Here is a 12,900-nt window from a genome sequence, read left to right as displayed (position 1 = left end):
ATGGGGACGCGCCGTCTACGAGCCGCCGCCCCCACCGCCGTCGCCGCCCCCACTGCCACCGTCGCCACCGCCGTCCCCACCGCCGTATGTGCCGGCCGCCGCAGCGCCGCCGGCGATGGTGGCCACCGAGGCTGCGATGGCCGCACTGGCCACCCCGGCGCCCCAGTCGCCCTTCTGGATCTCCTTGGCCCGCTGCTTCACCTCGGGTGTCCAGGACACGTCCTGTTCCTTCAGCACGTGCTTGAGCGAGTTGCCGGCCGACAGCAGCGCGATCAGCGCGGCCACCCGCGACCGGGCGGTCAGGCCGTCGGCGAGCACGGCGCGGATCTCGTTGCGGACCGCGCGTTCGCGGGACTGGTCGATGCTGGGGTAGCGGGTCTGGGAGAAGATCCGCATCACCTTCTTCTGCTCCAGTCGCACCAGACCGCGTTCGGCCAGCCGGGCCGGTACCCGCTTGTGCAGGTCCTTGCTGATCTTGGAAAGTACCGACTGCGGGTCACGGGGTTTGTCGACGACCTCGTCGTACGCCTCCTGCAGTAGGGGGTCGGGCAGCGGCCCCTGGCCCAGGGGCAGGAGCTTGCGCCGGCCGAAGAGGCCTTCTTTCTCGCCCTGGGCCACGCGTTCCAGCAGCGTCAGTTCCGACAGCAGCGCCCCGGCCAGCAGATAGGGCGCGCTGGACTCGCTGTGGATCGTGCCCTTCTCGTCGTCGAGCAGCAACAGCATCAGGTCCTCGGCGATCAGGAAGTCTTCCAGCCCGTGCCCTGTCATCGTCCCCTCCAGCATCCGTCCGGTCGGCCTCCAGTCAATCTTGATCGCCCGGGTATCTCAATTGAGGACGTCGGTGGCGGGCTTCCGGGGTCCCGCACCTGCGCGGATAACTGGGTTGGCATCGACAGTGCACCCATCGTGTCTTTTTTGCCCGCTTTGATTAGCCTGGCCCGCGCGTGGGGTAGTGCCAAGGTCGCAGACCGTGACAAGTGCGCAGGGGGTGGGATGAGGATCGACGATCGGGTGGAGGGCCTGGTGCGCGAGAGCCTGGCCGCGGTGATCGCCGCGGACCCGGGCCGGATGACCGTCGCCGGGCAGGCCGTCCTCGATGCGGGTGAACAGACCCTCGACGAGGCTTCCGACCTGCTCTTCGCGCTGAACGACCGACTGCTCGCCGATCTGCACGACGGCCCGGTGCGCCCGGACAGCGTGGCCGCCCTGGCCGAGGCGGTCGCCCGGATGGAGGCCTGGACCGGCCTCGACTCCTCGGTCGCCTGGCAGTTCCTGATGGCCCTGGCCCAGGGCCGCGACCCGTCCGAGGCCCTGCCGCCCGACGAGGCGGTGAGCACGGGCCTGGTCGTGGGCGGCTGGCTCCTGTCCGCCTTCACCCCGGCCGGTCAGCACTGGGAGAGCGTGCTCGACGAGTGCCTGGACTGCCTCGAGAACAACGTTCTGCAGGGTTCTTTCGCGAGCTGACCGGCTCCCGGGGGGCCGTCTCGAATGGTGATGCCCGGTCACGGCGGGTAGACGTTGGGCATGTCCCGTCTAGCCAACGCGCTCGAACGTGTCGCCACCAAGGTCGAGAACCTGAGCGCTCTCGACCCGGCTGCGGATGCGGCCCAGAAGGTGACCGGGGCGCTGCCCGCGGGCCGGGTCAAGGACCTGCTGTCGGGCAGCGACGTGGGCCATCCGGTGCACCCGCTGCTGATCACGGTGCCGATCGGCGCCTTCACCTCGGCCGCGGTGCTGGATTTGACCGGCGACCACGCCGCCGCCCGGCGGCTGATCGGGCTGGGCATCCTGTCCACCCTGCCGGTGGCCGCCACCGGCGCCTCGGACTGGTCGGACACGGCCGGGGCCGAGCGGCGGGTGGGGCTGGCGCACGCCGCGCTGAACACGGTCGCGCTCGGCGCCTTCGCCACCTCGTGGGTGCTGCGGCGCTCGCCGGGGCGCGGCAAGATCTCCAGCCTGGTGGGCCTGGGCATCCTGGGCGCCTCCGGGTGGCTGGGCGGGCACCTGTCCTACGCCATGGGAGTCGGCGTCGACACCACTGCCTTCAGTCAGACCCCGACTGACTGGAGCGACGTGTGCGACACCGCCGACCTGGTCGACGGCAGCCCGAAGGCCTTCACCGTCGAGGGTGAGTCCGTCCTGGTGGTGAACCGGGCCGGGCGGATCCACGCCCTGCTGAACCGGTGCACGCACCGCGGCGCGCCGCTCAACGAGGGCCAACTGGTCGGCGACTGCATCGAATGCCCCTGGCACGCCAGCCGTTTCCGCCTGGAAGACGGCATGATCGAGCAGGGCCCGGCCACCCGTCCCCAGCCGGTGCTACAGACCCGGGTCGAGGGCACGCGCGTGCAGGTGCGCCGGTCCGAGCCCCGCGCGCTCCGGGTGAACGCTGTCTGACGGAACGTTGGTGGTGCACGCCGGACGGGTGGAGGGTGTCGGCACACCACCCTGGACAAGCGTGAGGACGCCGTCGAGTCACTCACGGCTATCGAACGCCTCGCCCTGGAATGGCTGAAAGTCCAGGCCTACCCGCGGACCATCATGCGTGGACTCATCGAACGAGAACGCCGCGGCAGAACCAGCCAGTTCCACGACCTCGCCGAACGAGTTGGCGTGCTGACGTAAACTCGCCTCAATCCAGCGCCCAAGGGAAGGCCCTTCGGGTGCAGCGTCATCTCAGTAACAGGTTTAGTACGATCGCGCACGCAGTGGTCGTGCAGCTTTCGCAGGTCAGGCAGCGTCTTCGACGCGAGCCCGGATCACCTCATCGACTGTGACCCCACGCTCCGCCGCCTCGGCCCGCAGGGCCCGCTCGGCCTCTGGCGACAGATCCAGCACATGCCGGTGCACAACCGGCGCGTCCAGCGGAGGCAGGGCGTCGATATCGAATCCGCCGGTCTCACCCTCAGGCAGAAGTTCCAACCGGTGAACATCCAGCGGCAGCCGCGCGCGCTCCGCCGCGCTCAGTTCAGGCATCATTCCGTCGGGCACGGTCAGCCTCCCATCCAGCAAGCTCAGCATCTTCGGCAGCCGTCAGAGGACGGGCACCAACGATTTCCCAGTCTCTCCCACTCAACGGCCGCGTCGCCACCAGAACTCCCCGGCCGGCCGACGTCCGCCCCCAGACCGTCAACGTGAACACCCCCGTATCCGGCGCACGCATCGGCCTCGGCCACCGCGGATCATGCGACAGCACCCACAGCACCTCCCCCGGCTCCAGCCCCTCAGCCAGGACGCTCCGCATGATCGGATCCGGCCCCCACGTCCACACCATGCCGCCGACAATACCGGAAAATCACAAATCGCCCGGGGTCGTGCAGATCGCAGACGAACAGCCGGCCTGTCACGCAGTTCGCTAGCTGAAGTCGGCTGCCCCGTACATCGGCCGCTCAGTCGGACTCAGTCGAAGCTGTCCGATCACTACGCTTTGTCATCGAACGATGCTAATGCCGTTCACGCCCGGTGGCCTGAGCGGGCCCGGCACGGAGCAATACATTGAGGGTTTCGCCCTCTCGCCCAGCACGATCAACTGGGTCACCTACACCGTCGACGGTAGTGGGACCTCAAGCCTGGGGAACTACATCCTTCATCAGCGCCCGCGCAAGGGTGGCAACGGTCCTGGCTGGCGCCCCGGACACGGTCCAAGTGTTCGACGGCCGCACCTGGTGGACCGTGACCCTGCCCGGGGCCGCGTCGGGCCTGGCCGGAGCTGGCTACACCTTCGTGACCGCCGTCAGCGGCTCTTCTGCCACCGCGGGTGTTTATCAAATCAAGGCCGGCGCCAACACGGCTCAGCGAGTAGCTACCGCCCCAGGGCCTGACCCGGCTCCCTAACCCTGTCCGTAGCCGATTCACACCCCAAAAATGTAACGCGAACCCCCGAGCGTGTGGCAAGGGCGCGGTCACGGGCCCCGTTACACCGGCGTCCAGGGACGACGTTCGAGCCTTCGAAGTGTCTCGCAAACGATCGTTACTGCCGTCACCACGGATCGGTCAGACTAGGCGCCATGAGCAGAGCGGCTCGACGCACGGTCGGCGTGGAGGAGGAGTTCCTCCTGCTCGACAATCAGGGGGTGCCCACTCCGGCGGCGCCTGCGGTCATCGCGCTGGCGGGGGAAGTCGCGCACGGTGAGCTTCACCAGGAGCAGATCGAGATCGCCTCCCGGCCCGCCGCCGATCTGGACGTGATCGCCGCCGATCTGCTGCTGGCCCGTCAGCAGCTGGCCGAGGCGGCCGCGGGCGCCGGTGTGCGGGTGGCGGCCTCGGCGACGAGTCCGCTGCGGTGCGCCCCACCCCCTCATCCGATGACCGGTACCAGCGGGTGGTCGACAGGTACGGGCTGACCGCCCGGCAGAACCTGATCTGCGGCTGCCATGTGCACGTGGGCGTCAGCTCAGAAGCTGAGGGGATCGCCGCGATCAACGGTATCCAGCCCTGGCTGCCGGCTCTTCTGGCGCTCAGGGCGAACTCGCCGTTCTGGGACGGCGCCGACACCGGGTACGCCTCGTACCGGCGCCAGCTGTACGAGCGCTGGCCGACCACCGGCGCGAACAGTCCATTCGCCGACCCGGCCGAGTACCACGCCCTGGTGGCGGATCTGGTCTCCACCGGCGTGCTTCTGGACGCGGGGATGGTCTCGTTCGACGTCCGGCTCTCGCACCGGTATCCCACCGTGGAGATCCGGGTGGCCGACGTGGGCCAGGAACCGGAGAGCGCACTGGTGGTCGCGGCCCTGAGCCGGGCCCTGGTGGACGAGGCCGCCCGGGCCGCTGTCTCGGACCAGCCGTGGCCGGTGGCCCGGCCGGAACTGCTGCGGGCGGCGGCGTGGCAGGCCTCCCGCCACGGCCTGTCCGGCGATCTGCTGGATCCGCTGACCGGCCGGCACCGGCCGGCGGCCGAATACCTGCAGCAACTCCTGGAACGGGTGCGGCCTTTGCTAGTAATGAATGGCGATCTACAGCGGGTGGAAACGGCTTTCGACGATCTGCTGAGCAACGGCACCGGTGCGCAACGGCAGCGGGCGGCGCATAGCTGGCGTGGTTCTCTAAAGGATGTGGTCGACGACGTCGTCGCCCGCACCTGCCCGCCGGAGCGCACCGGGGGTGTTCAGGCCCGGCAGCTGATCTCCATTCCGTCTTCCACCGGGAAGTCCACGCTCGCGTAGCCGTTGGCCGGGTCGCGGATGTAGGCCATGCTGTGAGGACAGGACGGCGGGTCAGGGCTGGGCGATCAGTTGTGAGCGGTTCTGCTCGAAGCGAGCGTAGAAGTTGTCGACGGTGAGCCCGAACGCCTGCTCGAAAGCGTCGTGCCAGGGCTGACCTCGGCCGACTGAGCGGCAGAAATCCATCATTGCGGACGCTTTCGGGGCCAGTGCGTCGAGGTGTCGGGTGGCGATGTGGAACAGGGCGTAGGCAGCGTCGCCGATGACCGCGCCGCCGTTCTCGTACGCCCTGAGCTGGTCGAGGTCAGGATCGGCGGCACCCCACTCCCGCATCAGCGGCACCGTGCGGGCGTCCGGCCAGCGTCCGGCCCGGCTCATCGCCTGGAACGACAGGTGCTCGGCCATGCCCTCGAACAGCCAGAGCCACTCGTGCTCGTCGCGGGCGGCGAAACAGCCCAGCTGAGCCTGGGCGTTGTGGACGTGCTCGTGGGCGGCCACGATCGACGCGAGCGCCGGGTCGTCGGCGAACTGCTCCCGCCAGCCCGGGGCCTTGGTGTTCAGGCACAGCCGGCGGGCATCGGCCCAGCCGGTGGGGGGCCCGGCGGGTGAGGTGAACGGCTCGCACCCGTCCTGGTGCGCGAGCCGCACCTGCACCCGCTGCCGGACACCGGCGTCCATCTGGGTGTTCAGGTACTGGAATCCGACGCTGAGCCCGTCGCGGACCGCCGCCACCTCGGCCTCGCTCACGCCCGGCTGGATCAGCAGGTCGAAGGGAGCCTGGGCCACGGCCTCGCGCCGGGCCTCGAACCGCAGCTCCTTCCAGGCCACGCTGGCCGCCGCGACCACCAGCAGCACGAGCGCGCCGGCGATCACCCGCCGCCGCGGCCAGTTCCTGGTCGGGCGATCTGGTGGGGCCGCCTCGGATCCGGGCATATCCACAGAATAGGCGAAGCGGACTGCGGGGAACCGGGGTTCGGGGCTACTAGGGCGTAGGCCGCGTGGGTGATCACGGCTCCGGTGTGGCGGCGCAGGTCAACCGGCCCCGGGCTCGGCCCGATACCCCCTGAGCACCGCATCCGGCAGTGCCGTCGAACCACCGGCGGTCGTGAGGAGCGGGCGAGCAACGGCGGACGAGGCGGCGTGACGTGATGGGAGAAGGCGGTCTGACGTACCGGGCTCTCTTCAGGAGCCTGGCGTTCGCGGTGGTCTTCGCGGTGGCGGTTCTCCTGGGGCGCCTGACCGTCCTGGAAGGCACGAACCTGAGCCTGGTCTGGCCCGCCGCCGGAGTCGCCGCGCTGTGGTTCGCCGCGCAGCGGGCGGCCGACACCCTGTATCTGGACTACGCGCTGCTGGGGGGCCTGACCTTCGCGCTCAACCTGGTGACGGGTGCCCCGCTGATGCTGGCGCTGTGTTTCGCCGGGGCCAACCTGATCCAGGTCGCGCTGCTGCACCACCTGCTGCAGCGCTGGAACCCCACGCTGTGGGGTGCGGGCGGAGACCGGCCGCTGACCGGCACGCAGCAACTGCTGGGGTTACTGCTGGCCGCGCTGCTGGCGACCGGCGCCGGGGGACTGCTCGGCCCGACCGCGGTGGGCGTTCTCACCGGGCAGTGGTCGCTGCTGTCGGCCGTGGTGTGGATGGTGCGCAACTGCGTGGCCGTCGTGCTGATCCTCGGGCTCGGCCTGCGGGTCGGGTACCTGATCAGCGCCCACCAACGGGCCCGCCGGGCCGAGAACGGCCCGCATGCCCTGCCCGCCCCGTCGATCGTCCTGCCCTTCATACGTCTGCATGGTTCCCGGGGTCTGGAACTGACGTTGTTCGTGCTGCTGTCGGTGACGGCCTACCTGCTGGTGTTCGTCCTGAGCTCGCAGTTGCCCATCGCCTTCGTGCTCATCACCCTGCCGGTCTGGGCGGCCCTGCGGTTCGACACCACCATCGTGGTCGTCCACAACTTCGTCGCCGGGGTGGCCGCGGTCGTCTTCACCCTGGCCGGGAGCGGACCCTTCGCCTCGGTGGCCGACTACGCCGTGCGGGCGCTGATCGTGCAGATGTTCGTGGGCGTGGTGGCGCTGGTCGGGCTGGCCCTGGCCCTGGGCCGGGACGAGCGCGAGCTCCTGCTGGCCCAGGTGCGCAGTCATGCCCGCGAGGCCGACGAGCGGGCCGAGCACGTGGAGGTCCTGGCCCGTCTGGCCCGGCAGCTGTCCACCTCCGACGACGTGCGCACCGACATCTGCGTGGCGGCCCGGCAGATCACCGGCGCCGACATGGCCTACCTGTTCGAGCCGGGCGGGGACGACGAACTGGTCACCGCCGCCTCCTCGGCGGGCGAGGGCATCGAGGTCCCTCCGGTCGCGTTCAGCCTGAACAGCGACGAGCCCTCGCTGACCGTCCAGGCCTTCCGGGGCCACGAGCTGCGGTTCGTGGCCGACCTGCCCGCCCGCGACGACGCCACCGTGCGGGTGGTCGAGGGGCTGAGGATCGTGGCGGCCGCCTGGCAGCCCATCCACACCCACACCGACCAGGCCATCGCCGTGCTCTCGCTGGCCTGGCGTCAGCCGGTGCGCTCACTGCCGGCCCACGTGGCGCCCATGCTGCAGACGCTGGCCGGTGAGGCAGCGGTCGCCATCGAACGCGGCGATCTGCTGGCCCGGTTGGCCACCGTTGCCAACCAGGACGCCCTCACAGGCCTACCCAACCGCCTGCGCTGGGACCAGGCGGCGGGGGAGGAGATCGCCCGCGCGGAACGCAACGGCCTGCCCTTGACCTTCGGCCTGATCGACCTGGACCACTTCAAGCGCTACAACGACAGTCGCGGGCACCTGGCCGGCGACGCGCTGCTGCGGGAGTTCGCGAGCAACGCGCGCCAGCACCTGCGGGTGGTGGACACGCTGGCCCGCTGGGGCGGGGAGGAGTTCGCCATGGCCCTGCCCGGATGCACCGCGGAGGAGGCGGTGGCGGTGGCCGACCGGATCCGCGCCAGTGTGCCGCGCGCCCAGACCTGCACCATCGGCGTGGCCCAGTGGCAGCCCGGGCAGAGCGTTCAGGACGTCCTCGACGAAGCCGACATTGCGCTCTACCGGGGCAAGAGTGAGGGGCGGAACACGACCGTCATCGCCCCACCGAAGCTGAGGAACACGGCCGCGCTCCTGCCGCACCAGCGGCGCAAGGACAACCACCCCCAGCTCAGCTGAGCTCCAGCCCGCCAGGCTCGGGCACAGATCCACCGAAGACGCCAGGAACTGCCCCGGCCGTGGGGTTCCGTGAAGTGAAGGGATGCCAGGTGCACAGTACGTATGCGTTCCTGGCCCTGTGCGGGGCGCTGCTGTGCCTGATGACGACCGCGTTCGTGTGGCGCCGCCGGCGGCAGGCCCGGGCGGCGACGGTGCTGGCCGGCACGATGAGCGCCACCGCCGTGTGGTGTCTGGCCGATGCGGCTGTTGCGTACTGGACGTGGCTCCCGCCCACCGCGTTCTTCCTCGTCCTGATCGCGAGTGTGCATGCGGTCTCGGCCGGGACCCTGTGTTTCAACTACATGGTGACCGATCCGCAGTGGCGGTTACGCCGTCGCTGGGGCTGTCTGCTGCTGGTGGCGCCGGTGCTGGCGTGCGCCGCCGTCGCCACCAACGGCCAGCACGGCCTGTTCTTCCAGGCGAGCACCGACCAGCCGGACGCGGCGGTCGTCCTCGATTTCGGGCCGTTCTTCTGGGCGCACACGGCCTACTGCTACGCCTTGGCCGGGTGGGCGCTCTCCCGGCTGGTGCGCGCCTGGTGGCGGGCGCCGTCGGTGTTCCGGCGTCAGTACCTGACCATGATCATCGCCGACCTGGCGCCCTCCGCCGCACTGGTGGCCGGGGGGTTGGGTGGGCACGCGTCCTCCGGTATGGACCTGACCCCGTTCGGGTTCGCGCTGACCGGGGTGCTGATCACGTATGCCCTTCTGGCCCAGGGCATGCTGCGTCTGGTCCCGGTGACCCGGGCCCGGATCGTCGACAGCCTGCCGGACGGGGTCTTCGTGGTCGATCCCGCCGGGACGCTGATCGATGTGAACACGGCCGGGCGCGCCCTGCTGGCCACCGCCCGCCCCGACCTGCCCACCGAGGTGGTCGGCTGGCCGGCCCGGGACCTGCTGATCTCCGCGGACCTGATCGCGGCCCTGGACAGCCGGGCCGAGACCGGCAGCGACGGCATGGTCAAGGAGGTCAGGCCCGGCCTGCACCTGGCCTTCCAGTTCAGCAATCACCACGACGAGCGCGGCCGGATGCTGGCCCGGGTGGTCACCGCCCGGGACATCAGCGCGGTGGTGGCGGCCGAGCGGGCGCTGCACGAGCACGTGCGCACGATCGAGGCGCTGCGGGCGAACCTGCAGGAGGAGGCCGTCCGGGACGCGCTGACCGGCCTGCACAACCGCCGGCACGCCAATGTCGTGCTGGAGGAGGCGGTGGCGGCCCGGAGCGCGTTCGCCGCCCTGCTGCTGGACGTCGACCACTTCAAGGCGGTCAACGACACCTTCGGCCACCACGGGGGCGACCAGGTGCTCAGGGCGGTGGCCCGGGCCCTGAACGGCTGCGTGCGCACCAGCGACCTGGTGGCCCGCTGGGGAGGCGAGGAGTTCCTGATCGTGCTGCCCGGAATGGATCTGGAGGCCGGAGCGGCCCGGGCCGAACGGGTCCGCCTGGCCTGTTCCCGGATCGGCCAGGGCACCTCCCGGCCCGGTGCGCCGCCCCAGCCCACGGTGACGGTCTCGGTGGGCGTGGCGGCCTACCCGCTCTGCGGGCAGAGCGGCGAGGAGGTGCTGGCCGCGGCCGACGCCGCCCTGTACGAGGCGAAAGGTTCCGGCCGCAACCGCGTTTGCGTGGCGTCGGGCGGCGTCTCCCACAGCTTCGCCCCGTTCCTGCCGGCCTGACTACCGGTTGACGGCCTGCACGAGCCAGACGGCGGCCGGCACTCGCAGCGTCCCGGTACCGGGGTCGCGAGCGGCCCGCAGGTCCTGGCGGATCTGCTCGACCAGGTCGTTCCAGCCAGCGGGCCCGAGAACCGGTTCCAGTTCGGCGCGGGCGTGCCGGGCGCGAGGCCCGCCGAGCACCACGGCAAGGCGTTCCTCCACGCCGTCGGTGCCGTTGAGCGCACCGAAGTCGCAGACGAAGTCCAGCGCCTCGATGCTGATCTGCTGCCAGCCGCTGTCGTCGAGGATGCCCCGCAACAAGTCGGGATCGGCGAACGCGACCGGGCCGGGAGCGCCCGGGCTCACGGGAGCGGCCGGTTGGGCCACCCGCTCGGTGAGCCGTTCCAGACCGGCGGTGAAGATGGTGTTCTCGCTCAGGCCGCGCCAGCAGGCGAACACCAGTCGCCCGCCGGTGCTGGTGGCCAGGCGCAGGTTGCTGAAGGCCGCCACCGGGTCGGGGAAGAACATCACCCCGAAGCGCGAGATCACCCGCTGGAACGGCGCCCCGGGCAACGCGTTCAGGTTCTCGTCCTGGGCGTCGCCCAGGACGATCTCGGCCTGCGGCACCCGGTTCTTCGCGGCCTCGACCATGGCCGGTGAGATGTCGATGCCGGTGGCGGAGGAGCCGGCGTGGCTCGCGGCCTGCACCAGCGTGCCGGTGCCGCAACCGACGTCCAAAATTGTTGTTTGAGGACGAAGATCAGCCGCGCCGAGAACGGCCGCGGTGACGGGGGCGTAGACGCTGTCGTAGATGGCCTCGTTGGCCACCCACCCGGCCGCCCCGGTGGCCCACAGCGCCTTCTGCTCGTTCGTGCTCACGATCGGCTCCTTCGCAGTCGAGACGGTCGAAACGGTCAGCGCCCGGTCAGTGCCCGGTGAGGCCCAGCCGGACCGCGGCCATCACCACCTCGGCGCGGTTGCCCGCCCCGAGCTTGCGGTAGATGTTGCGCACGTGGGTCTTGACGGTGGCCGGGCTGATGTAGAGCCGGCGGCCGATCTGGGCCACCGCCAGGCCGTTGACCAGCAGGTCGAGGACCTCGTGCTCACGCGCGGACAGACTCGGCCCGGCCGCCTCGTTGCTGCGCCGGTGCAGGGCGCCGGACAGGTCGTTCGCGGTGAAGGTGCCCGGGCTGGCCGCGGCATGGCGGGTCGCGGCCAGGACGTTCTCGGCCGGTGCGTCTTTCCCGACGAAACCGGAGGCGCCGGCGTCGAGTGCGGCGAAGAGGTGGTTGTCGTCGGCGTGCATGGTGAGCACGACGATCCCCACGCTGTCGTCGGCCGCGCGCACCTGGGCGGTCAGTTCGAGGCCGTTGCCGTCGGGCAGTTCGACGTCGGTGACCAGCACGTCGGGCCTCACCCGCTGCAGCAGCTGCAGCGTCTCGCCCACCTGCGCGCTCTCACCCACCACCTCGAAGTCCCCGGCCGACTGGAAGGCCTGGCGCAGCCCACTCCGGATTAGGTGGTGGTCGTCGACCAGGACGACCCGGATGCGCTCCCTGGTCGCTGTTGCTGTTGTGGCGTAAGTGTTCTGGGCCGTTCCGTTCACCGTGGCTCCTTCTGGCGAGAAGAGTGGGCCCCAGCCCCCGGATTCCGAGCCTAGAGGTGCCATCAGACGTATTCACGGTTTCTGCGCTCGACCATTCGGTTGAACGGTCGGCGCGATCTCGGCTTGGGTAGCGTGAGCCCGGTGAGCGCCGCGGGCAAGAGCTACGTGTGGGTGGACGCGTCGGAGCAACGGTGCTGCGGTGAGCCGTTCCGGACCGGGGATGTGGTCGCCTGGGAGGCGAACGAGCGCCCGGGGGCGCAGCGGGTGGTGGTGCGGCTGGGTCAGGACTGGGCCGAGCGGATCCGGTTCGCGCCGGAACACCACGGCGACGATCCGCAGGGAGTCCTGACCGGCACGGTGGCGCGGATCGACGCTGTGGCCTGCCGTAGGGAACCGCACGGCCGCAGTCTTGACCTGGTGGTCGGGTCGGGCCGGCTGTACGAGGTGCACGCCGACGTGCCCTGGGTGCCCCTGGTGCCCGACGACAACACCGAACTGTGGACGCACGAGGGCTGGGTGGTCGAGCTGGGGGCCGCCCGGTTCGAACGCTAGGACGGCCCCTCAGCTGCGGCACCGGTCAGGTGCCGGTCACGTGCTGGTCGGGTTGGGCCCGGGTTGGGCTCAGATCACGCTGGCGCGGGCGCGGGTGAGCCGCTGCTGCACGTCGGCCCAGTTGACCAGGTTCCAGACCGCCTTCACGTAGTCGGCCTTGACGTTGAGGTAGTCGAGGTAGAAGGCGTGCTCCCACATGTCCAGCATGAACAGCGGCACGATCCCGACCGGAACGTTGGCCTGCTGGTCGTGCAGCTGGAAGACCAGCAGCTTCTGCCCCAGCGAGTCCCAGGCCAGCACGGACCAGCCGGAGCCCTGGATCGAGGTGGCCACGGCGGCGAAGTGCTTGCGGAACGCCTCGACCGAGCCGAACTGGTCCTTGATCGCCTCGGCCAGCTCGCCCTCGGGCTCGCCCCCGCCCTCGGGCGAGAGGTTCTGCCAGAAGATCGTGTGGTTGACGTGCCCGCCCAGATGGAACGCCAGGTCCTTCTCGAGCATCGTGATCGCGCCGAAGTTCCCGGTGTCGCGGGCCTCGGCCAGCTTCTCCAGGGCGGCGTTGGCGCCGCTCACGTAGGCGGCGTGGTGCTTGTCGTGGTGCAACTGCATGATCTTGCCGCTGATGTGCGGCTCGAGGGCCGCGTAGTCGTAGGGCAGGTCGGGCAGGGTGTAGACGGCCACGGGACTTCCGTTCCTTAGTGA

Annotated in this window: 13 protein-coding genes; 7 read left to right on the top strand and 6 right to left on the bottom strand. The window is 70.4% G+C overall.

Translation table 11 applies throughout. The annotated features are described in order from the left end of the window. Positions 1-15: 15 nt before the first annotated feature. On the bottom strand, positions 16-768 hold the full coding sequence (locus tag QSK18_RS18740) for a GOLPH3/VPS74 family protein (protein ID WP_232809719.1): 753 nt from the start codon (positions 766-768) through the stop codon (positions 16-18). 225 nt (positions 769-993) lie between these two features. On the opposite strand from QSK18_RS18740, the gene QSK18_RS18735 reads away from it, so the two are divergent. Beyond that, on the top strand, positions 994-1,464 hold the full coding sequence (locus QSK18_RS18735; protein ID WP_232809720.1) for a hypothetical protein: 471 nt from the start codon (positions 994-996) through the stop codon (positions 1,462-1,464). A gap of 60 nt (positions 1,465-1,524) precedes the next feature. After that, positions 1,525-2,397, top strand: a complete 873-nt coding sequence (locus QSK18_RS18730; protein ID WP_232809721.1) for a Rieske (2Fe-2S) protein — start codon at positions 1,525-1,527, stop codon at positions 2,395-2,397. Positions 2,398-2,730: 333 nt separating this feature from the next. Here the strand turns inward: QSK18_RS18730 and QSK18_RS18725 are convergent, their stop codons facing one another. After that, a complete protein-coding gene (locus QSK18_RS18725; RefSeq protein ID WP_232809722.1) occupies positions 2,731-3,021 on the bottom strand; it encodes a hypothetical protein in 291 nt (96 codons plus the stop codon). 986 nt (positions 3,022-4,007) lie between these two features. Here QSK18_RS18725 and QSK18_RS18720 point away from each other — a divergent pair. Further along, positions 4,008-4,343: a glutamate-cysteine ligase family protein gene (locus QSK18_RS18720; protein ID WP_269809764.1), complete on the top strand. Its 336-nt coding sequence runs from the start codon at positions 4,008-4,010 to the stop codon at positions 4,341-4,343. Continuing rightward, positions 4,283-5,164: a carboxylate-amine ligase gene (locus QSK18_RS18715; RefSeq protein WP_285621103.1), complete on the top strand. Its 882-nt coding sequence runs from the start codon at positions 4,283-4,285 to the stop codon at positions 5,162-5,164. The genes QSK18_RS18720 and QSK18_RS18715 overlap by 61 nt, the downstream gene beginning before the upstream one ends. 51 nt (positions 5,165-5,215) lie before the next feature. Here the strand turns inward: QSK18_RS18715 and QSK18_RS18710 are convergent, their stop codons facing one another. Continuing rightward, complete coding sequence (locus tag QSK18_RS18710) at positions 5,216-6,094, bottom strand: hypothetical protein (RefSeq protein WP_232809723.1); 879 nt, start codon at positions 6,092-6,094, stop codon at positions 5,216-5,218. 215 nt (positions 6,095-6,309) lie between these two features. Between QSK18_RS18710 and QSK18_RS18705 the strand changes: the two genes are divergently transcribed. Both QSK18_RS18705 and QSK18_RS18700 read left to right on the top strand, forming a co-directional pair. After that, entirely contained in the window at positions 6,310-8,352 is a 2,043-nt protein-coding gene (locus QSK18_RS18705; protein WP_232809724.1) for a sensor domain-containing diguanylate cyclase, read from the top strand. A gap of 89 nt (positions 8,353-8,441) precedes the next feature. After that, positions 8,442-10,064, top strand: coding sequence for a histidine kinase N-terminal 7TM domain-containing diguanylate cyclase (locus QSK18_RS18700; RefSeq protein ID WP_232809725.1), 1,623 nt, complete (start codon positions 8,442-8,444; stop codon positions 10,062-10,064). Here QSK18_RS18700 and QSK18_RS18695 read toward each other — a convergent pair whose 3' ends face one another. Together QSK18_RS18695 and QSK18_RS18690 are read right to left on the bottom strand one after the other, a co-directional pair. Beyond that, on the bottom strand, positions 10,065-10,922 hold the full coding sequence (locus QSK18_RS18695) for a class I SAM-dependent methyltransferase (protein ID WP_232809726.1): 858 nt from the start codon (positions 10,920-10,922) through the stop codon (positions 10,065-10,067). Between the two features lie 46 nt (positions 10,923-10,968). Further along, the gene (locus QSK18_RS18690; RefSeq protein WP_232809727.1) at positions 10,969-11,649 is read right to left on the bottom strand and encodes a response regulator; all 681 of its coding nucleotides are present in this window, start codon (positions 11,647-11,649) and stop codon (positions 10,969-10,971) included. 141 nt (positions 11,650-11,790) lie between these two features. Between QSK18_RS18690 and QSK18_RS18685 the strand changes: the two genes are divergently transcribed. Then, positions 11,791-12,201 carry a DUF6578 domain-containing protein gene (locus tag QSK18_RS18685; protein WP_232809728.1) on the top strand — a complete coding sequence of 137 codons (411 nt, stop codon included), beginning with the start codon at positions 11,791-11,793 and terminating at the stop codon, positions 12,199-12,201. Positions 12,202-12,270: 69 nt separating this feature from the next. Here the strand turns inward: QSK18_RS18685 and QSK18_RS18680 are convergent, their stop codons facing one another. Continuing rightward, complete coding sequence (locus tag QSK18_RS18680) at positions 12,271-12,879, bottom strand: superoxide dismutase (RefSeq protein WP_232809729.1); 609 nt, start codon at positions 12,877-12,879, stop codon at positions 12,271-12,273. Between the last annotated feature and the right edge of the window lie 21 nt (positions 12,880-12,900).

Source organism: Kineosporia sp. NBRC 101677, assembly GCF_030269265.1.
GTDB classification, from domain to species: domain Bacteria; phylum Actinomycetota; class Actinomycetes; order Actinomycetales; family Kineosporiaceae; genus Kineosporia; species Kineosporia rhizophila.
The sequence above is the reverse complement of the archived record's forward strand: the minus strand, read 5'-3'. Positions and strand labels throughout refer to the sequence as shown.

Bases quoted from the DNA above. Each gene is read 5' to 3' on its own strand.
- QSK18_RS18740 (WP_232809719.1), bottom strand. From the start codon at position 768: ATGACAGGGCACGGGCTGGAAGACTTCCTGATCGCCGAGGACCTGATG.
- QSK18_RS18735 (WP_232809720.1), top strand. From the start codon at position 994: ATGAGGATCGACGATCGGGTGGAGGGCCTGGTGCGCGAGAGCCTGGCC.
- QSK18_RS18725 (WP_232809722.1), bottom strand. From the start codon at position 3,021: ATGCTGAGCTTGCTGGATGGGAGGCTGACCGTGCCCGACGGAATGATG.
- QSK18_RS18720 (WP_269809764.1), top strand. From the start codon at position 4,008: ATGAGCAGAGCGGCTCGACGCACGGTCGGCGTGGAGGAGGAGTTCCTC.
- QSK18_RS18705 (WP_232809724.1), top strand. From the start codon at position 6,310: ATGGGAGAAGGCGGTCTGACGTACCGGGCTCTCTTCAGGAGCCTGGCG.
- QSK18_RS18710 (WP_232809723.1), bottom strand. From the start codon at position 6,094: ATGCCCGGATCCGAGGCGGCCCCACCAGATCGCCCGACCAGGAACTGG.
- QSK18_RS18730 (WP_232809721.1), top strand. From the start codon at position 1,525: ATGTCCCGTCTAGCCAACGCGCTCGAACGTGTCGCCACCAAGGTCGAG.